The following is a 19762-nucleotide window of genomic DNA, read 5'->3' as shown; positions in this document are numbered from 1 at the left end:
TATATTCGAATAATACAATTAAAAATCAATGATGCAAAGCAGTCCAATTCTGAGAAAGCTGTATGTAAATCTAGCAGCGTCATTCATGGTGGGGTTGATACTCTACTTCATGCTTTTTGGGCTGTACAAGATCATAGCCGGAATGAATATAGTCCTGAACACTTCACTGATATTTGCGGTGTTTGCAATCTCATTTATAATATCGGGGGTTCTTCTCGAATACAGAAGCCCAAATCCTGAAAGACCATATTACCTCATAGGTGCTCTTATTATTGCGCTTGTCGTGACTTTCATATTCCTCTGCACAGTAAACGGACTGCTCGTTACGGTTAAGGAAGGCCTGCCAGACACTGAAATTTTCGTAACCTATGTATCCGCACTGACTGCAATAGCTTTCGTGATAATAAAAATCCTTAGCAGGGGAATTCCAGAAACAAGATATTAAAAAATTGGTTTAAATTAATCCGGCTCTCTGGAGAAGCAGAATGTCTTCGGTCTCCAGCTTTTCCCCTCTCTTGAACATCTCGTAGATCTCCTTAGCTTTTCTGATCAGTTCCTCTTTCTCCCTCTGCTCCTTGCTCTTGCTCTGTTTGGCCTTCAGTGCCTTGATTATCTTGTCAAGATCCTTTATGTCCTTTCTGGTTTTGATAATCTCCGCATGATACCTGTCTGCCTCTTTTCTCGCCTCAACCGCTTTTGCATGGTATTCGTCGGCCTTCTTCCGGGTCTCATCAACGTTCTTCAGGAGATCGACGATCTGCTCATGCACGCCATCTGCCTGCTCCTGATAACCTTTAATCTGCTCAGTCAGGCTCCTGACCTCTTCTTTCAGCTTCTTTATCTCAGCTATAAGCTTCTTGAACTCCTCGTGCTTCTCGAGCTGTGCTTTTCTCTCCTCAAGTTCCCTCTTGAGCTTTGCGATCCTTTCCACAAGCTGTCTTTCTTTTTCAATCGTTAGGACGGCGGTCTGCTGTTTGAACTCAAGTCTCCTTATCTCCTTCTCTATCTCCCCAAGAGGCCTTCCACCTCTGTCTATGTTCCTCCTGAGCTTGTCAAGGTCCTTGTAAAGGGCGTCGATCTTTTTGTGAAGTTCACTTCTCTTCGCTCTAAGCTCCTTTGCTTTCGAATTTAGTTCATCTCTGGATTTTTTCAGCTCTCTGACTTTGTTCAGCAGTTCCTTTACCTGCGCGTTTAGCTCATTTCTCTTTTCAGCCAGTTTCTTTGACTCCTCGTTCAGTTCGTCCCTCTTCCTGATAAAATCCTTAAGATCCTTCTCCAGCTGCTCTCTCCTCTCAACCAACTTCTCCAGCATCATGGTCTCACAACAGCAATCTTTGTAGTTGCTTAAAGGCAGGATTATGGGGGGAATTTAAACTTTATGCTGTCCGGTTCTGAGGAATGAATATAAAAGTTTCGGGATTTTGTTTCAGTAGCCCACCAGAGTTCTGTAAGGATTATTAATTGATTTTGCAGGCTTCGTGCTCTCAGCCAATGGTGGGTCTGTGAAAAAACTGAAAAAGAAAATTTTCAGCAAATTTCCGGAAATTCATAAGCCAGATGCTCCTCAAACGTGTACTTTATCGTGTTGAATTCAGATTTAAGCTGCTTCACCCTGTTTCCTGCCTCCTTTTCGGATATTTTTCCTGAGATGACGCCGTAGATTATCTCGGCAATCTCTTCCATCTCAGGTTCTTTCATCCCAAGCCTCGTCAGCTCCTGAACACCCATCCTTATGCCAGACGGGTTTACAGTATCCTTCAAACTGTCCCATGGAAGGAGATTCTTGTTCAGTATTATTCCTGCAGCCTCAAGTTTTTCGGCAACCTTTTCTCCTCCACCGTGCCTGCTCACATCAACGGCAACCTGATGCGTTTCCGTGAATCCCCTGTTCTCTCCAACAACATCCAGACCGAGCTCATGAAGCCTCTCTGCAAGTTTCCTGGCATTATCGATCACCTGTCTTGCATAGTCCTCTCCGTAAATCTTCATTTCCATGGCCGATACGGCGTAGCCTGCAAGGGTGTTGAGGTGGTGGTTGCTGACCACTCCCGGAAAAACCGACCTGTCGATAACATCTGCCAGCTCCCTTCTGCAGAGTATTACCGCCCTCTGCGGGCCGAAAAAGGTTTTGTGGGTTGAGCCGGTCATAACATCTGCTCCTTCTTTGAGCGGTTTCTGAAACTGTCTTCCCGCAATCAGTCCGAGAACGTGGCTTGCATCAAACATTACCCTTGCATTTATTTCGTCCGCAATTTCTTTAATTTCTTCCACAGGTTGTTTGAAAAGAATGAGGCTTGTGCCAAGAACAAAAAGCTTCGGTTTCTCCTTCAGAGCTATATTCCTCGTTGCGTCAATATCGATCTCAAAGCTATCGTTATCAAAGGGATAGTAAAGAGTTGAAAGTCCCCTCAGCCCCGCAGCCGATACCCTGTCATGGCTTATGTGCCCACCACAGGGAACTGAGTAGGCCATTATCTTATCTCCCGGATCAGTCAGAGCGAAGAATACTGCAAGATTTGCAACGACACCACTTACAGGCTGGACGTTGGCATGCTCAGCTTCAAAAAGCTCCTTTGTAAGGGCAATTGCAGAGCTTTCAATTTCATCAATAAATATGCACCCCTGATAATACCTCTCTCCCACCTTTCCTTCAGCATATCTGTGACCCAGGTCGGAAAGATAACATCTCCTGACGAACTTGCTGGTTATGTTTTCACTGGCTATCATGGGTAACGAATCAGCATAAAATCTGGTATGTCCATTCACGATCTCGTAAATTCGCCCGTAATCCATGAGTCCACATCACCCCGGATACTTTTTAAATTTTTGTGCATTGAATGACGATCCAGCGAAACTCCCAAATGATCGAAAAAAATCCTTTTATATTCATGTGGAGTGCAGCAGAACATGAGAAACAGATTAATGACCGCATTATTTGTCATATTCTCACTGCTAATTTTACTCCTGCCCGAGGAGAACAGACTTGGAAGCAGCTATAAACTAATATACATTCACGTTCCTGTCACGATCATAACAATAGGTACTCTCCTGGCTTTTCCTGTCCTGCATTTCAGGATCGGCGATGATAGTATGAAGGCGCTTTCTCTGTCTACACTTCTATTTTCAATCATCCACCTGGCAATCTCGTCAATTTTCATGCTCCTTGCATGGGGCGGGCTTATCTTCTCCGAGGCGAGATACGTCTTCAGCGTGGTGCTCCTCCTGTTCGCCCTAACGCACACTGTACTATGCTTCCTCGATAAGCGACTCGCGAAGATGTACTCTTTCGCAATATACCTAACTGTACCATATTTCTACATCAGAATAGTAACATCAGACTTTCAGCTGCACCCATCCTTCGTCAGGATGCCTACCGAACTGTACATCCCATACCTGTTCTCCTTCCCGCTGATTCTGATAGCGTACGTTGCCCTGAGCAGAAAAATCGAGGAAGTCCTGGAAAATTAAAAAGTCTGGCGCGTTTAAGACTCTCTGAGCTTCCTGAAGATCGCAACAGCAGCTATCGCCGTCAGTGCAAATACTGTCTCAAACGCTGGAGTCTTGGAAGTCTCTGGAGTTCCCTTGGTTTCAACATTAGCGGGGGTAATTTCGGGAGCCGGAGTCTCCCCAGGAGTTTCAGTCTTTGCAGCTGTCGGAGTGACAGCAGGCGTGGGCGTAACGATTTCAGGAGTCCTGGTCGGTGTGGGGGTCACTGAAGGAGCAACCTCCTTGACAGCGATTGCAAACACGCTGAAACCTCCGGTTTCAGCCCTGTAGTAGTAATAGTTCTCATCCTCTCCGACCATTTCCGTCCTGAGTTCTTCCCAGCCGTTGTGGTACCTCATGAGGATGATATCCTCAGGATCATGTCCGCTCTCAGCAACCCAGCTCTTGGAAACCTTGAAGTCTATGTAGCCTGTGGGCTCAACCTCCTCTCCGGTGTCGTTGTTCCTGAAGGTTATCTCCACGAACCTGTAGACCTTCTTTGCTGGAGGTTCGGGAACCTCAGCAGGTGGAGACTCAAGCTTCCTGACCTCCACCTTCAGGTTCATGCTTTCCGGGGCCTTGATTGTGAGCGAGAGGACTCCTGTTTCCTCCTCCACAGTCCCCTGCCTGACCTCCAACTTCACTTCGACGTTTTTCTCAGCTTTGACAACCTCCGAGTAGACTATTCCCCTTGGTGCAGGAGTTTCTTCAGGAGTTGGTGTTGTTTCAGGTGGCGGAGGTGGTGGAACAAATCCTCCGCCGCCACCACCCCCTGCGTATCCCGCAGAGCCACCGCCTGAACCACCTGGCAGTTCAGAAGTAGGCGTGGGGGTTGGAGTAGGGGTAGGTGTGGGTGTAGGAACTACCGTGACTGTTTTTGATATCTGGGATGATGCACCTTCATCGTCCGTCACAGTTAGCGTGACCACATATTCTCCCGCAGCAGTATAGGTGTGGGCAATATCCGGCCGAGATACCGTAAGGCCGCTACCGTCACCAAAATCCCATGAATACTCGACGATACTTCCACCATCAGGATCGTTACTGGCGGATGCGTCGAACTGAACCGCTTCTCCGACTTCTGGATTCTGGGGAGATAACGTGAAGGCCGCAACGGGTTTCTGAAACAGTATGACTGAGAAAGAAACTTCAGTGAAGTTTATCAGCTGATCATAGTAGTCATAAACATCAACCTTCACCCTCCAGCTCCCGTAAGAGACTATCCGGAAGTCCTCTGCTGAACTCCCGGAAAAATTTACTTTGTTTTGCTGAACCAGCACATTATCGAGATACCAGCTGAAGACGCAGTATTTGGCATAGCCTCCCGTGTTTTCAACAGAAACGTAAACAACAGTACCGTTATCGGGGCTGGAAGGGTAGACCTTGACCGGAAAATACGGGACATCTGCTGAAGCCACAGACACCACGAGTGACAAAAATAGAGCCAGAAAAATTATTTTCACGTCCATTTCAGTACCCCCTGGGCGATTGCCAAGTCATCTCCTTTTTCGTTTCTAACGGCAACGATAACCATTACAGATTCGTTCTCCGAAGGAAGCTTGTCCTTTTCAAACCCCACATAGCCTACGAGCCTGCCCTCCTTGTTGATATCTATCACATACACCGGAGTCACACCCTTGGAATATATGCCGAAAACATGTATCCCCGGAAATTCCGGGTATAGCGTGAAGCTCACATCATCCACATTCACAAAATCCTTGGATATGTTCTCAATCTTCAAAACGTGCTTTCCATCAATAAGGTAGTGCTGAAATTCAACCTTTATCACGGGCGCCTTGACCTCTTCCTTCCCTGCACATCCGGAAAAAAGTGCAATAGCAATGAGTGCAACAATCAGAGTGTACCTCATAGTGAGCGAAGGTTTTGCTCCGCTATATATCCCTTTCCTACTGAACCTCGTAAACCGTAACATGGTCAAACACCGCATGGCTGTTCGAGGCTTCGAGCCGAATTTCCATCAGGTTGTGCATGAATGGGGGAGTAACATTAACCACTCCTAAAACCCAGTCAGACATGTTGTATCTCGTTCCAATCAGAACGCTGTTTGGAAGCTGAGAGTAGCTACCGTCAGCCTTGTTGTACACCCAGAAAGTGACGTTCATTCCTGCATAACCATTCACCCTGTCAGCAAACATGGCAAAGGTGGCGAGATAGCTGTTCTCATCAACAAAGATCCCGTAGGTGTTAACGTAAATCACAGACCCGCCACTGCCCATCCAGGCCATATTGGTATCGTCCTGCATTCTGTCATAGCCACCAGGAGATACCCAGAAGCCGGTTCCATCAATTTCAACTGCAGTGCCACCGGAGTAAACCTTGCTTACATTTATCCCGGCATCATTAGTGTATGGCTCCCAAGCTTTCACAGGAGGAGATTCGCCATTAATAAAGTTGCTTGCAGACTGCATTTCCTCAGCAAATTTCAAACTAGGATCATCTTCTGTATCCTCAAAGTCCCCATTCACCGGTCCAATGACCTTATATGAAGGCATCCTCAGGAGTTTGACATCGTCAAAGTACATATCAGCATTGCCTCTAACGTGCAGCAGGACGTTTATCGAATCTCCTTTTGCATCGAAAAGTATTCCAAACTGCGTCCACTCATTTCTCGTGCCGATGATGCCGAGAGGATCAGTTGATGAAACAAGCGTGGAAGAGTTCCACTGGTTAATGCTTATTCCGGCAAAGTCTGCAGTTCCTTTAACCCACACAAGGAGCAGATACCTTTCACCCTTGGTTACACTGACGTTTATCGACTGGACGTAACACTCATCACCTGCCGAAGACAGCATGTGAAGGGAGTGGGTTGGCGAACTGTAATAAGTGGTCGAGCTTTCCACGGTTGGGTTTCCTGAAACGATCACCTTCTTCCAGTTAACGAACCACCCAGATACATTCAGTGCCTCAAAGTCGAAGTTGTGCGCAAGGCTTCCAGCTTCTCCAACGCTGAACTCTGCATAACCGCTACCATAAGCACCGTTTCTCGGATAATACCTGCCCTCTCCGCTCTTCGGAGCGTCCTGCATGACGGTTACCTTAATCCGGTAAACTCCGGCATTCAGTGTGGATGTTACCGAGCCATTTATCGTGAATTCGAACTCCTCATAACCGTTTCCAAGGAATGAATTGTCCACACCTCCCCACTCGCCATCCTTTGGATACAGATCGCCAGAGGCAAGGACACTGCCACCCATATCAAGGAGTTCATAGTATGCATAGCTTATCTGAGAGCCTCTGCCCGTAGCCTTAACCGTAACAAGGATTGCATCTCCGGGATTCACCCAGGTTCTGTTCAAACTCACACTTACAGACGGTTCCAGCACCGGGTTCTGGGGTTTGACGCTGTGGATTGTCGCATTTCCGTGGCAGTTCTCTCCGGAGCAAGAACTGTAGGATGCCTTGAACCTGCTTATTCCGGGAGCATGGAACGGTGAATCGTCAAGGTTTCTCTCGAAATGACAGTTGCTGCAGCTTACGGCAGTTCCATTAACCCAGTCAGACCAGCCCGGAGCCTCCACCGTACCGAGGGGGCCAGAATAGTCATTGTGGTAATCTCCTTCCGGATAGTGGCAGTTGGAGCAGTAGTTGGATCCATGGGCGAAATTAGAGATTAGCAGGCTGGTATCAGATGGTTTGATGTTTGATTCGCCTTCAGGCGTGTGGCAGCTCCTGCAGTCATACAGATTTACGCCCACTGTGGGGGTGTAGTTGTATCCCATCCCTCCCAGCTTGTAATGGCACTTCAGGCAGTCCTTGTAGGTAAGCCCCCCATCGTTTTCAAGATTCTCATGCCTGCCAAACTTGGTAACGTTGATGTCACCAGAATGACAGTTCAGACATTCGGCAAACAGGTAATCCCTCGTCCAGTTAGCACCCACTTCCACATCGTGAACAAGTTCGGTTGTTGTTGTGACTCCATCGACGAAATACGTGGCATGACACAGCGCACACGCTCTGTCTGAATAACCATACTGATTTATCCAGTTCGTATGGTCCACATGCTTCGTTCCATCACTCGCCATGGGATACACATAGCTTCCATCCGTTATCTCCGGTGGAACTGGAAGGCCTCTTGTTGTGTTGTATTCATTTACCATCTCGGTATAGTTGGCGGCATTCTTCCAGTGGCACTGGATGCACCAGTAAGAATTGGAAAGATCAGTCGTATTAATCATATTGCTGCCCATAATAGCCTTGATGCTGCCGAGAGCGGGGTTTTCGTGCATTTCTGATGCGTGACACTGTTCGCACGGGTAAGGCCTTCCGGTATCGCTCTGAACAAGCAGATACTTGAATTTTATGTAATCCTGCAGGGTGTCGATTCCACGGTCTTTATCAGTAATCTTTACCCTGACGGTTCCGCCCTGATACTCGTTTGAATTCAGCTGAATTCTGATTTTCTTCCACGCCGTGGCGTTGAGTTCAAAACTCCTGCCCCATGAAGCAGACGAGTAATCGTAAATGTACAACACTGCAGGCTCATTACTCACCAGATACTCTCCCTCAAGGTACAGCGTGTACTGGGTGTTGGGAACGTTCTCGAACTGCATGACCACCTCATACTGCTGGTACTCCTCTTCGTTGATTTCGAGCTTCACGTTGTCAAAGTACACCTTGCCCTCCTTGGACCACCTCGTCGAGTAGGTTACACCGAACTCGGTTTTCAGAATAACCTTGTAAACTCCACCCTTGGTAAAGATGGTGTCGGGATTCTGAAGCACCACATTCACACTGTTCCAGGTTACGTCCGGCGAACTCTTTGAGACCTGGTAAACCTGATGTCTCACGCCGTCAGGGTCCTCAATGTAAACCGTAACAAGCACCTCTCCCAGCCGGGTCATTTTCGTAACTCTGTAATCAAAGTTCAGCTTGGCGTAGGCAACAGGTTTGTTCTTCTCATAAACGAAGGATGAAACCCATTCAACCGAGTAATACCCTGTCGACCTGTATCTCGTGTAAAGATACGAATATATCGAGCCTTCGGGATTCCCGTAAGACGCGTCGTACCCTGCGGTGGCAGGAGACTGGGCTGTATAGCTCCATCCGTCATAGTTTGAGTCAAAGCCCTGGTTTGACGGGAAAGTGCCTTTGAACGCTGAGACACCACCTTTCGGTGTCTCATATATCGTCGAGAAGTTATTGCTGACACTCATCATGTTGTTGAAGTTCTGAACAGACCCCTCAGAGATGCTGTAGTATGTTGCGAAGGTGAGGTATCTTGGCTCATATCTCCAGTAGTCATTCCACTTTGAGCCGTTTACCGGAGATTCGCTGTGGTGCTGGTTCTTGATTTTGGGCAGCCTCGTGGCTCCCCAGCTTATCAGAAGATTGTTCAGCTTATCAGACTTGTGACAGTCGTAACATTTCGCAGCAGTTAGCTTTGAAGTGGAAACTCTACCATCGGGCTGCAGAAATGTCATGGGGTGGATGTATTCTGGAGTGTTGTTCATGTGGCATTCTACGCATCCTATGGTGCCGTTATGGGGCTGTTTGTCGGGATGGCAGCTCTGGCACAGAGCGTCATTTACAACGGGAATCCTCAAGTCAGGGTTGTGCATCGGTCCAGAGCCGTGACACTCCACACAGCTTGGAGGCGTGCCTGTGTTAGAGTGTTCCGGCCGCACTTTGTTTTCGGGATTGGAAAAGGGATACGGAGAGGTTTCATTCTGATGACAGTATTTGCAGAAGTCATCTGTTGTGGCAATCGCTTCAAGGTCAGACCTGAACTTCCCGTAATGAGCGGCCGCGCTCTCGTAGGTGTATTCCTCATCCGAATTGGGCAGGACATTTTCGGGCAGACCATGACAGTCTCCACAGTAGGTTACGCCGGGGGTTTTAATCGTGGAGTCATACCAGGTGTGTCTCGACACCTGGGGTGCGCCAATCAAACTTCCAAAGGTCGCATTGTTGTGGCAGTCAGTACACATCCTCGGATTTCTGTACTTGGAGGGGTGCTGGTCGGGAGGTTGCTCGGAATACTCCATAATTCCGTCTCCGTTGTCATCTTCACCATGACACGCCCAGCACAACCTGTTTTCCCACCTCAACCCGTTTGCAGTTGGATCTGTTTTATTGTTCAGGTTATAGTGCCTGTTCTCGGTGGTGTTCATGGCAGAAACATCAACGTGAACGAGAGATTTTCCACCCATGTCGTGGCATCCAACACAGTTCGGATTGGGGGGTTCGGCAACAGGAACAGAATGAGCATCAAGAGCGAGATTGTCATCCAGATGACACGCCCTGCAATCGGGCTCGAAGTCCGGATGGTTGATCGTTACGCCATTGGAGGTTATGTCGATCCCGCCACTTATGTTGTGGCATTTCCAGCACTGCTCGGCTATGTAGTATTCGGTGTAGCTCGTGTTCGGAAGCTGCAGGTTGTGGACAGAGTTGTGGCACAGACCACAGGGAACCCTCGTTGTGTTTCCAGGATGGGCGTGAGAGGTTGTACCTTTTCCATAAGTCCCATACGAGTTGTAGCTTGAAGGAGGCACAGTTCCCTCCATTGAGGTCGTTGAATGACACTTCGAACACATCACGATGTCGCTGCTCGAATCCCAGTCGTAAACCTTTCCAGATGAGTCAATATGGCAGTATGCACAGTATTTAGCTCCGCCCCCACTTTTACTCGCCCACGAGAGTGAACCCCCAGTGCTTAAACTCGTTGTCGTGTTGTTCCAGTTGAATTTACTCCATTCATTGGAGGTGGTTCCTCTGGAGGCATAGGAAACATCAGGAGGGTTCAGCTTGAAAAAGTGCGTATCCTTGTATTCATCCGGGATTGTATCCGTCACGTTTTCGTAGAAGTGCTCATAACCAAAATGACAGACAGTACAGGTGTCGGAAGGGTAGGAAGAACTTTCGTATACATGGGCACTGTGCGCATCGGATTTGTCAAGACCCCATCTTGGAGTACTATGACAATCATTTGAACAGAATACTATTGGCGAAGCCAAAACGTAAGTTTTTGCAGAAAGTCCCGTGCTTTCATTCACAACGACCTCAATTCTCAGATGGTCATCTTTCAGAGTGGATCTGTAGCTGTCCAGTTCTGTGTCCAGATTGACAGAATAGCTGAAGATACCGTTAGAGTAGGTCATGGCATCATCATCTATCGCGAGGTTGATGAAATTGCCATTCGTTGCAATGACATCGTGGTGATATGTATCGTTGTTCTTGTCATAGTGATCGTACCTGTTGTTATCTCTGATGTAAAGGGTGAAATCTATCTGTGAAGGATCCATGTAGTTCCCATCGTCATCAAGAACCGAAACATACACATAGAGCGTGTGTCGACTCGTCGAATCCATATTCCCCACTGAGGGGGCGTTACTGTCGTAGATGGTAATGAACCAGGGGTGGATGACCTTTTTATTGGTCCACACAATCACGTTTGAAGGTGTGCCCTTCGCTTCTACCAAATAAGTGGATGAGAGCAATACAAGGAGCATGAACACAATTATTTTCAGCTTCATTTGAACCCCTGCTCATCACTATTACAATCTAAAAAATTTAAAGTTTATCTTTAGCGCAATATTTATTGCAGAAGCTTTGTGGTATTCGGCTCGAAATAAGATTTGAATGTGACCGGACTAATGGTAGGATCCGGGAGGTTATTCTCCTTACACGATGTGCAGGTGTCACCCCTGATGAAGAACGGAGCAGTATTTAGATTGTCGAAGGCATTACCGTAATGTTTCGTGTAACTGTGACACTGGCTGCAGGTATTTATGTGGCAGTCGTAGCATGAAAGCCTCCAGGCAGCATGCGTAACTTCGTTCCTCAGAGAAGAAACCAGATAATTGGTGTTAGGAACGTGGCAGGACTTGCAGAAATCGGTGATGTTTATTGCCCCATTCTTTGCATCATTCCAGTCAGAGTAGTGAACATTGGAAATCCAACCATACATCCCATTCCCATGAACAACATTCCAGTCTGTAACATGTCCCGGAACTGCCGCAGCCCATATGTCCGGATGGCAGTCCTCGCACTTTATGTCTGTCAGAGGTTTGAACTTGTGTTTGGCTCCGCTTCCGGGCTTCATAACAACAGTGGTGTTGTTTGGCCCGTAAGTAACCGACGAAACATACCAGCTGCTGTTGATCGTGAATGTTGCATATAATGGTCGGATGAACTCAAACTTAACCTTGTAATCAGTATGACAGGAAATGCACGCCTCATTTTCCCCTTCGAATATGTTGTAGTTCAGCGAGTCGACGACGAATTTTTTATGAGCCGAACGATCGCCCCCGTAACCAGGATCACCAAAAGCGTCGGCTTTTGGTACGGTAACAACAGTCCCATCGGCCTTGGTTATGCTTGTCTGCGAATGGCAGTCCAGACACCTTGGCTTATATGCTGCGTGAGCATAGGAGCCTTTGGTCACAACGGTTCCGTTATCCAGCGCCACGCTCTTCATGTAGGGGTTGCGGTGGCAGTCCTCACAAGTCAGAGTAGTGTGAAAGGCGGACTGGCTCAATTCCTGGGCAACCTGAGGATGGCAGGACGTGCAGTCAACATCGTTTCCCGCACCGGTAAGATTGTATAGCTTGTGGCTGCCATACAGGACTGAAACCGATGGGGTGGAGTAGAACAGAGCTATGGAAATTACGAGGATCCCGAGCAGTATGAGATACGTTCTCGCTTTCATTTCTCAACACTCCACTGTTTGAATTCAGAAATTACAACATTATCCACGGAGTAAGACGAATAACCACCTCTGTCGAGGTTGCTAACGGTGATTGTAGTCTCATTATCACTGACAAATGTAATATTTACCCTCACATCCGCATGACATGCAATGCAGGCCTCACTTTCCTTCCTCAGAAGGTTACTGCCGGTGACTGGAAAATCGAGAGCAGAGTGGAAAGCCAGCATTTTGTGGACCTCATTGGTGCTGTAGATATCGTCGGCAAGGGGAGCATTATACCTTGCGGCTATCGTGGAGTTCAGGTGGCAGTTTCCACAGTACATTATGCTTGCAGAATGTGCCTCTTTACCTGGAGTCGTTGCATTGCCGTACTGAATGTCCTCACTCCTGTGGCACACATAGCATTCATCCCCGTTCAAACCAGGCTGTCCATCAACCAGGCGGTGATGGGGGGTGAAAAGCATCTCGTCGTAAATGTCAGCATGACATTTAAGACATTTCTCGTTGTAGCCGGAGGAAAGGTCATAGAAGTAGTGCTGTCCAACAAACAGGGAGACTGTATTGACCATTGCAAGAGACGTGGCTGCAATCAGGACAATTATAAACAGCCTCTTCAGGACCATGTACCATCACCCCACGTTTTTGTGGCTGTGGAGTTGTTGTACAGTCCCCCGGTCGCCATGGCGTTGCCCCACACGGTGGTGTTAACGAAACCCGTTGAGCCAAAGCTCGGGTGGTTCCAGAGTCCATTGCTGTTCTTCTCGGCCCTGAAATTCAGCTTCTCCCTGTGAGCAAAATGGATCTTGACTGCAACGGCAGTGTGACATGAAATGCAGGCCTCGTTTTCTTTTTCGAGCAGATCTGACCCGTACAGCGGATCATCAAGCATCGCATCTTCTAAAAACTTCCTGTGGGCCTCAACCTCTCCAGTGTCTCCGGGCAGATCGCTTTTGTTAAAACCTCCTGCCACCAGCCCACCCATGGCCGTCATTATCGAGGAATTGAAATGACAGTATCCACAGCTAATTGTCGAGGCTGCATGCGCTTCCTGCCCGATAATACCCTGGTCCGCATCCGCATAGGTTATGCTCTGATTTATGGTGTGGCAGGTATAACAGTCCTGATCATCCGCTTTAGTTGAATCACCCCATATCTTGTGATAGACCGAGTTGTTCAGCTCGTCGTAAATATCCGCATGACATTTTATGCATGGAACCCCCGTTCCGGGCTGTTCCAGATTATACCAGAGATGCTGACCGGTAAAGAGCGTAACAGTCGATGGTAGTAAGTAGATTGAAAGTGAAAAAATTAGTATGGCCAGCATCATGAGCTTCTGCATCATTCAACTATATTATGCATCGAATGTATATTTACTTTATCACTCCCTCGTTCAGGTAGCATCTCACATCGTCAAACATCAGCTGCTGAGCATTCTCCCCCCTGAGCTTGATCTGAAGCAGGTTTGCATTCCCCATGTCGTCCAACACCACAACAGTTCTCCACTGCCCCGTATCGTCGTAGAATCCAACCCTGTAAGATCCGTCCTCCAGCAGATTGTTCCTGTTCTGTCCGTAATCCCAGTCCCAGAATCCGAACTCAAGTCCACCAAAGTTACCACCCAACTTGTAAATATCGACCATTGCGATGAATTCGCCCGAGATCCTTATTCCGTAATCTCTGGCGTAATTCCTTGCAGCCTGGCCAAAAACAGAATCCTGATATGCTGAGGTCCAGTAACCTGTTCCTATCATAGCCAAAACTCTGTTTCTACCCTTATCGTTCAAAGTCGCCAAGATGCCGTTCTCTTTTTTGGGTTCCCATGCTTTTACGTTTTCATTTTCTTTGTCCATATCATAATACAAGTATTTACTATCTTCGTTTTCCTCAAATTCCCCATTAACTGCCCTGTTTTCCAGCAGAGGAACAGTCACGACAGACACGTTGTCGAAATACGCATACCCGCTGTAAACCCTGAGCATCAGCGAAAAGCTATCCGCATTTCCAGAGTTCACCACGGTGCCAAACGCAATCCATCTTCCCGGATTGCCCTCCGCAACAACTTCAGGTGTGGTTTCCACGAGAGCGCCGTTGCTCCACTTCTTGACAGTCAGTCCGGCTTTTCCACTGAAGTTAGCAAACACAATTACGAGATAGTCTTTATTGCTTTCTACCGGGAATTTTATGCTCTCTATCCGGGCTTCGCTTGACGTCGTTATCTTCGCAGAGTGTCCCGACTTCGAATTCGTGCTTTTCTCAAGCGTCCCGCTACCGCTCAAAGCCCAGTTGGTCAGCGTGCCGTCAATATTCCAGGTCTCGAACTCAAAGTTTGCTGCAGTGCTTCCAATCGCTCCAACCACAAGCTTCGCTTCACTGTATCCAACCACGCCTGTGTCTTTCTCGGCATAAACCCTTATTCTGTAAACACCCGGATCAAAATTCGCTGAAAAGCTGAATCCGACATTCTCATACCCATACCCGTTTTTGAGACCACCAAACGATCCATCTGAGGGTGATGCTTTGCCCGAAAGAACCACATTGTCCCGGGAATCCAGCACCTCATACCATGAGTCGTTTATCTGGACACCATAGCCCCAGACGTCCGCCGAAACACTTACAGTTTCCCCTTCAAGCACCATGTTTCGGTCAATCGAAATCCTGACGAAAGGCGGATAAATGTACTGGCTTTTGACCGCATCATGGACATTACCAGCTCCATGGCAGTTAACTCCGCCGCAGCTTGAGGTGAATGTCATGTAACTGCTTATTCCGACGGCCCGGAAAGGTGCTTCTTTTGCATGGCTGACATGACAGTCAGAACAGTCCACAACGTTCTTGCTCCATCCATTCCATCCTGGCTCCTTAACAGCCCCAAACGGAGTTGAGTAATCGCTGTGATAGAGCTTCCCATTGTCCATTCCTCCACCAGCGTGGCAGTCGAGGCAGCTGTTATTACCATGTCTGAAGTTTGCAATCCGAACATCATCCGGAACACTGCTGGAGTGGCAGTCCTCGCATGAATACGTGCCTGTGGTCCACCCAGATCTCAGCATCTCAAACGGAGAATAGTGGCAAACCCTGCAGTCATTGTCATCCACACCAGTAACCCCATCAAGATTCCCATGCCTGCCAAACGAGCTGACGTTTACGGGGACGTCTGAATAATATGGATCAGTATGGCATGATATGCAGGCTCCTCCCACACCCTCTTTAACCGCATGAACAAATTCGTTGCTTTTGCTGACATCACTTCCGTGGCACTCCAGACATTTAGCATCGGTGTAATCTGATGACACATACGGTGAGTGGTCAAACCACTTGATGCCATCCGAGGGTGTTGAGTATGTGGCTATGTCGGGAGGCACCGGGCTTAGTGAGTCTCCCCGGTATCCGGAGTAAGAGGAATAATGACAGGCTGAACACCAGTATGAGGAAGCGAGGTCTGCCCTGTAACTGTTCGAACCTTTAACAAGAGAAACATTGCCCTTTACAGACGTGCTGTGAACGTCAGAGGTGTGACAGAAGGTGCATGCGCTGTCAGGGCCATTCCAGTAACTGCCCCACCTCGTCCCATTGGCAGGATAGTTGCTGTGGCTGAATTCAGGAATTTTTGGTGCAGTAACGCCCCACGAACTCAGGGACTCGTTCAGCTTTCCGGTGTGACAAGCGTAGCAGCCCAACGATTTCGATGTCGAGTATCCATCAGCGGAAGGAAACTTTATTCCATGGATCTGGGCTTTTGTCGAGTCGTATGTTGTATCGCTCCCGTCCATGTGGCACACAAAACAATCCACAGTACCGCTATGCTTTTCAAATCCGGTATGGCAGCTCCGGCAGTAATCGCTCGATATGGATGGTTTCTGAAGGCCAGAATGCATGTCCTTTCCGTGACAGTCCCAGCAGATCTTTGTGCCGTGATCGGGCATGTACGTGTGATTCACATTCACCATCGCAGATGAAAATGGTGTAGAGGTGTTCTGATGGCAGGAATAGCAGTCTGTGCCAGTCACACCATTGATATTTGCGGAAAAGTCAGGAGTTTTTGCATAGTGGCTTGCGAAAGCCTTTTCAGAGCCCTCACTGTCCGAGTTGGCATTCTGCATGACATCAATTCCGTGGCAGCTCCAGCAGTCCTTCGAGACTCTGACATTTAACCCATTTTTGGTATGCTCACTGACCACCGGAGCGCCATAATTTCCGGTTAAATGGCAATCCTCACAGCTCTTCGGGTTCTTGTAACTGTCAGGATGGTCCATTGGCTCATTACCATCCCCATGGCACGCCCAGCACGCCTTGCTCAGAGGATTTACAGGTGCTGTGTTTCCGGCGTTGCTGTTAAGACTTGCATGTACCGAATTCGAAAATGCAGAAATGTCCACCCTCTTTGGTGGCCTTTCGTTTAAATCGTGGCATGAGGCACAGTCGGGACCGGGTTTCAGCCCCTCGTCAACACCGTGAACGAATGCGTAAAAATCTCTTGGAAAGTCCGGAGAGGGAGCATGGCAGCCAAAGCAAGTCGCATCACTGTAATCGTCCAGGTACTTCGTGTGATTGTACCACTCCTTTCCTGCCAGATTCCTGGCTTTGCCAGTGTTGTTCACATCTATGGCAGGCGGCTCAGGGTTCATCGTATTGCCCATATAGCCAGAATAACTCTTAACATGGCAGGCGGCACATGCCTTTCCTGAGAGGTCTGCTTTAACGTCCAGGCCAGTTACATTGCCCCTGACATCCCCGTGGGGAGACCTCTCATGACAGTAGTAACATGCTTCTCTGTCCGAATTCCAGTAATTGTCCCAGTTTTTGCCATCGTAGCCGGCATTCCCGTGCTGGAATGAGAAATACGGAGGATTGTATCCTCTCCCGACAAGAGTGTTCCTTGCAGGAGAATCAGAATGGCAGTCATAGCAATCCGCCAGGCCGGATTTGGATGTCGAGTAAACCCCGGATGAAGAGAGAAAGGTTATGCTGTGAAAGTCTGAATCATCATGACAAGCAGTGCATTCAACCTTTCCAGCATGTTTTGAAATTGCCTTTCCAAATGAGTCGGTTAAAGTGTTGTAATCCATAGTGTACGCCTGGGAGTCATAACTTTTCAGGGTGGAAAAGAAATCAGAAATTTTTCCGGGCGAGTGGCATGATTCACAGTCGTTCTTCGTGATGGCATTTGTGGAGCCAAGAGCCGTGTAGGTCGGTTGAGTTCCGGCGTTCTTATCCAGAACGCCTATGCTGTGTGCATCCTGGCTGTGGCAGGCGGTGCAGTAAATAGGATTGTTCGCTGAATGCTTGCCCTGATTCGTATGGCACGTCAGACACTGCTCATCTTCAGTATAGCTGTTTCCAAGTCCAGCAGGGTATGGAGCGGTGATGTTGTGCATCGGGCCATGACAGAATATGCACGGCACACCATCATCAACCCCGTTGCCGCTTGCTGTATGAGCAACAAGAGGGCCATTTGACCTGTCCCACGAATAAACCGAAACACCAGTATAACTGCCTACAGACCCGGTAGTCTGAACAGGCGAAACCTTGGAGTTCTTCTGAGGGTGACAGTCGTAGCAGGACGGCATGTCTGGAATTCCTCCAGCATTTCTGGCACTGTATACGTCCAGCATCCCATCAACTGTTTCAGATCCGAATCTGTGGCAATTGTCGCAGTATTTTGCTGTATGAGATCCTATCGGCCTATTTTGACCCGACAAGCCATAAACGCCCTTTTCATTGTCATATCCAGAATGACAATCAGTACAGTACCTGCCATCATGACCACCCATCATACCACTAACAGTGTGTGCCTCTTCAGCTTTTGTTTTGCTTTTACCCCAGTTGTCATTATATGGAGACTTTGGGTTCCCGCCTCTATCAGTAGCACCACTCTCGTGACAGTTAGATTTACAACCAGTTTTCGAAGTGAACCAGGTCTGTGTCGAACCTTTAATGTTCGGATAGCTGGTTGGATATGCTACAATAGTCCACTGACCAGCATCAGAATCTGAAGAAGAGCTGATTTTATTCCTAACATCATACGAAACGTATGCTATACCGTTCGAGTTAGTTGTTGCCGTGAGGGTTATTTTCGCATCACTTGCCGTGTAGATTATAAACGTGATTTCCTCATTTGCAACAGGCAAGCCCTTTTCATCGAGGAGCAGTGCGTAAGCCGTGAATGTAGAATCTGATGTGCCCACATCATTGTAATACGGATTCCAGACAGCATAACGGTCCGTGGTAACAACGATCTTTGTGGGCTGTGCAAAAACCGGTCCTGAGACTGCAAGGAGGATGAAAGCCGCTAACGCAATCAGCAGAAAATATTTTGAAACTCCGGAATTTTTGAGGAGATCAGCAAACATGATTATCCCCGGTAAAAGTTCTGATTATAACAGTATTTAAGACTTGCTTATGATGAAAATAATTATAATGGCAAATTGGTGGACAAAAAATAAATTAGCTACAAACCACAAAAAAGCACACCATGTCCAAACTCCTTGCTCTGGCACTCGTCTCAGTATATCTGTTTAATGGAAGCTATCCAGTTATAAGCGAACTAAACGGGACGTACTGGATGGCGTTCCAGGGAGAAGACGGAATATACGTCACAAACTCAGAGGACTTAATGGAATGGTCAGCACCCGTAAAAATCCCGGACACAAAAACAGGGGATTACCATCCGTGGCTGTTAATAGACAGGGATGGAATTTTCAGACTCGTTTATGTGAAGCACAAAACTCTCGACCCGGAGTCAATCAAGTACGGGTTCGACTACGACATCTATGCAACATACAGCCAGGATGGTCTGAACTGGATAAAACCCTACCCGATTGCAAAAACAGACAGAATAGAGTGGTATCCTCATCTGTACCAGGACAAAAACGGGAAGTTCTGGCTGACATATAGCATAGCAGAAAAAAACGGAAGTAACGGAATATACATCAGAGAGAGCAGAGATTTCGTAAAATGGAGCGAGCCAATCGTGGTAATTCCTCCGGATGGAATGTATCTCTTTGGAAAACTCTTTGAGTTTAAAGGCAGATGGTGGCTTAATTACGCAAAGTTTACAGGAGACGAGAACAACCTCACGCTCCTCAACAACCACGACATTTACATAGCATATGGAAACTCACCATACAAACTCAGCAATCACGCGAGAATTACATTCAGCCCTCCCCTGAACTTCTCCCTGTACAACGATGCAAAGGCTGATGATGAGAGAATCTGGATAGCCTACACCTCGACCATAGAAGGCAATGAGGAAGTCTATCTTATCAGCAGCAGGGATGGCATAAACTGGACAAAACCCTTAAGGCTTACGAGAAACGTGGAGTACATATCTCAGCTTGAAGAGCCGTTCAACTTTAAGTGCGACCAGAAGAGTATCCTCGTCGAGGACAATAGAGTAATTGTTGCCTATCAGTCAGCAATATTCAAAGATAACAGAAGCGTGTGGGTTGCGATTGTGAATAAAAGCGAAATTCCGGAAGAGGTTTTCAGAGTCTCGTATGTTCCCAAAATAACCGCAGAAAAAACGCCTTTCGTTGGTGGAGTGTGGGTATTATCAGCAGGGATTGTTGCAGGCCTAATATTCAGAAAGGCTAAAAATAAATAATT

General features: G+C 47.7%; 12 protein-coding genes. 3 read left to right on the top strand and 9 right to left on the bottom strand.

The window, feature by feature from the left end:
• Positions 1-28: 28 nt before the first annotated feature.
• Positions 29-445: a hypothetical protein gene (locus LPQ35_RS01720; protein WP_193806446.1), complete on the top strand. Its 417-nt coding sequence runs from the start codon at positions 29-31 to the stop codon at positions 443-445.
• 9 nt (positions 446-454) lie between these two features.
• Here LPQ35_RS01720 and LPQ35_RS01715 read toward each other — a convergent pair whose 3' ends face one another.
• Both LPQ35_RS01715 and glyA read right to left on the bottom strand, forming a co-directional pair.
• Positions 455-1312, bottom strand: a complete 858-nt coding sequence (locus LPQ35_RS01715) for a coiled-coil protein (RefSeq protein WP_346297660.1) — start codon at positions 1310-1312, stop codon at positions 455-457.
• Positions 1313-1527: 215 nt separating this feature from the next.
• A complete protein-coding gene (gene glyA, locus LPQ35_RS01710; RefSeq protein WP_193806451.1) occupies positions 1528-2793 on the bottom strand; it encodes a serine hydroxymethyltransferase in 1266 nt (421 codons plus the stop codon).
• Positions 2794-2907: 114 nt separating this feature from the next.
• On the opposite strand from glyA, the gene LPQ35_RS01705 reads away from it, so the two are divergent.
• Entirely contained in the window at positions 2908-3468 is a 561-nt protein-coding gene (locus LPQ35_RS01705; RefSeq protein ID WP_193806453.1) for a hypothetical protein, read from the top strand.
• 14 nt (positions 3469-3482) lie between these two features.
• On the opposite strand, the gene LPQ35_RS01700 is transcribed toward LPQ35_RS01705, so the two are convergent.
• From LPQ35_RS01700 to LPQ35_RS01670, 7 genes are all read right to left on the bottom strand, one after another.
• Positions 3483-4955, bottom strand: coding sequence for a PGF-pre-PGF domain-containing protein (locus LPQ35_RS01700; protein WP_193806455.1), 1473 nt, complete (start codon positions 4953-4955; stop codon positions 3483-3485).
• Positions 4946-5356, bottom strand: coding sequence for a hypothetical protein (locus LPQ35_RS01695; RefSeq protein ID WP_193806458.1), 411 nt, complete (start codon positions 5354-5356; stop codon positions 4946-4948). The genes LPQ35_RS01700 and LPQ35_RS01695 overlap by 10 nt, the downstream gene beginning before the upstream one ends.
• Positions 5357-5393: 37 nt before the next feature.
• Positions 5394-10982, bottom strand: coding sequence for a hypothetical protein (locus LPQ35_RS01690; protein WP_193806460.1), 5589 nt, complete (start codon positions 10980-10982; stop codon positions 5394-5396).
• Between the two features lie 62 nt (positions 10983-11044).
• Positions 11045-12157 (bottom strand): hypothetical protein, encoded by a 1113-nt coding sequence (locus LPQ35_RS01685; RefSeq protein ID WP_193806462.1) that lies wholly within the window; start codon positions 12155-12157, stop codon positions 11045-11047.
• Positions 12154-12780 carry a hypothetical protein gene (locus tag LPQ35_RS01680; RefSeq protein WP_193806464.1) on the bottom strand — a complete coding sequence of 209 codons (627 nt, stop codon included), beginning with the start codon at positions 12778-12780 and terminating at the stop codon, positions 12154-12156. Before LPQ35_RS01680 ends, LPQ35_RS01685 begins: the two co-directional genes overlap by 4 nt.
• Entirely contained in the window at positions 12771-13499 is a 729-nt protein-coding gene (locus tag LPQ35_RS01675; protein ID WP_193806466.1) for a hypothetical protein, read from the bottom strand. Before LPQ35_RS01675 ends, LPQ35_RS01680 begins: the two co-directional genes overlap by 10 nt.
• 28 nt (positions 13500-13527) lie before the next feature.
• Positions 13528-18507 carry a multiheme c-type cytochrome gene (locus tag LPQ35_RS01670; protein ID WP_193806468.1) on the bottom strand — a complete coding sequence of 1660 codons (4980 nt, stop codon included), beginning with the start codon at positions 18505-18507 and terminating at the stop codon, positions 13528-13530.
• A gap of 122 nt (positions 18508-18629) precedes the next feature.
• Here LPQ35_RS01670 and LPQ35_RS01665 point away from each other — a divergent pair, with 122 nt between their 5' ends.
• Positions 18630-19760, top strand: a complete 1131-nt coding sequence (locus tag LPQ35_RS01665) for a hypothetical protein (RefSeq protein ID WP_193806470.1) — start codon at positions 18630-18632, stop codon at positions 19758-19760.
• Positions 19761-19762 lie beyond the last annotated feature (2 nt).

It is taken from the genome of Geoglobus acetivorans (genome assembly GCF_039641995.1).
In the GTDB taxonomy this organism is placed as follows: Archaea; Halobacteriota; Archaeoglobi; order Archaeoglobales; family Archaeoglobaceae; genus Geoglobus; species Geoglobus acetivorans.
Note: the sequence above shows the minus strand (reverse complement) of the source record. Positions and strands in the feature narration are given on the sequence as shown.

What these genes read in the sequence shown, in the direction of transcription:
- LPQ35_RS01720 (WP_193806446.1), top strand. Translation starts at nt 29, where the DNA reads ATGATGCAAAGCAGTCCAATTCTGAGAAAGCTGTATGTAAATCTAGCA.
- LPQ35_RS01715 (WP_346297660.1), bottom strand. Translation starts at nt 1,312, where the DNA reads ATGCTGGAGAAGTTGGTTGAGAGGAGAGAGCAGCTGGAGAAGGATCTT.
- glyA (WP_193806451.1), bottom strand. Translation starts at nt 2,793, where the DNA reads ATGGATTACGGGCGAATTTACGAGATCGTGAATGGACATACCAGATTT.
- LPQ35_RS01705 (WP_193806453.1), top strand. Translation starts at nt 2,908, where the DNA reads ATGAGAAACAGATTAATGACCGCATTATTTGTCATATTCTCACTGCTA.
- LPQ35_RS01700 (WP_193806455.1), bottom strand. Translation starts at nt 4,955, where the DNA reads ATGGACGTGAAAATAATTTTTCTGGCTCTATTTTTGTCACTCGTGGTG.
- LPQ35_RS01695 (WP_193806458.1), bottom strand. Translation starts at nt 5,356, where the DNA reads ATGAGGTACACTCTGATTGTTGCACTCATTGCTATTGCACTTTTTTCC.
- LPQ35_RS01690 (WP_193806460.1), bottom strand. Translation starts at nt 10,982, where the DNA reads ATGAAGCTGAAAATAATTGTGTTCATGCTCCTTGTATTGCTCTCATCC.
- LPQ35_RS01685 (WP_193806462.1), bottom strand. Translation starts at nt 12,157, where the DNA reads ATGAAAGCGAGAACGTATCTCATACTGCTCGGGATCCTCGTAATTTCC.
- LPQ35_RS01680 (WP_193806464.1), bottom strand. Translation starts at nt 12,780, where the DNA reads ATGGTCCTGAAGAGGCTGTTTATAATTGTCCTGATTGCAGCCACGTCT.
- LPQ35_RS01675 (WP_193806466.1), bottom strand. Translation starts at nt 13,499, where the DNA reads ATGATGCAGAAGCTCATGATGCTGGCCATACTAATTTTTTCACTTTCA.
- LPQ35_RS01670 (WP_193806468.1), bottom strand. Translation starts at nt 18,507, where the DNA reads ATGTTTGCTGATCTCCTCAAAAATTCCGGAGTTTCAAAATATTTTCTG.
- LPQ35_RS01665 (WP_193806470.1), top strand. Translation starts at nt 18,630, where the DNA reads ATGTCCAAACTCCTTGCTCTGGCACTCGTCTCAGTATATCTGTTTAAT.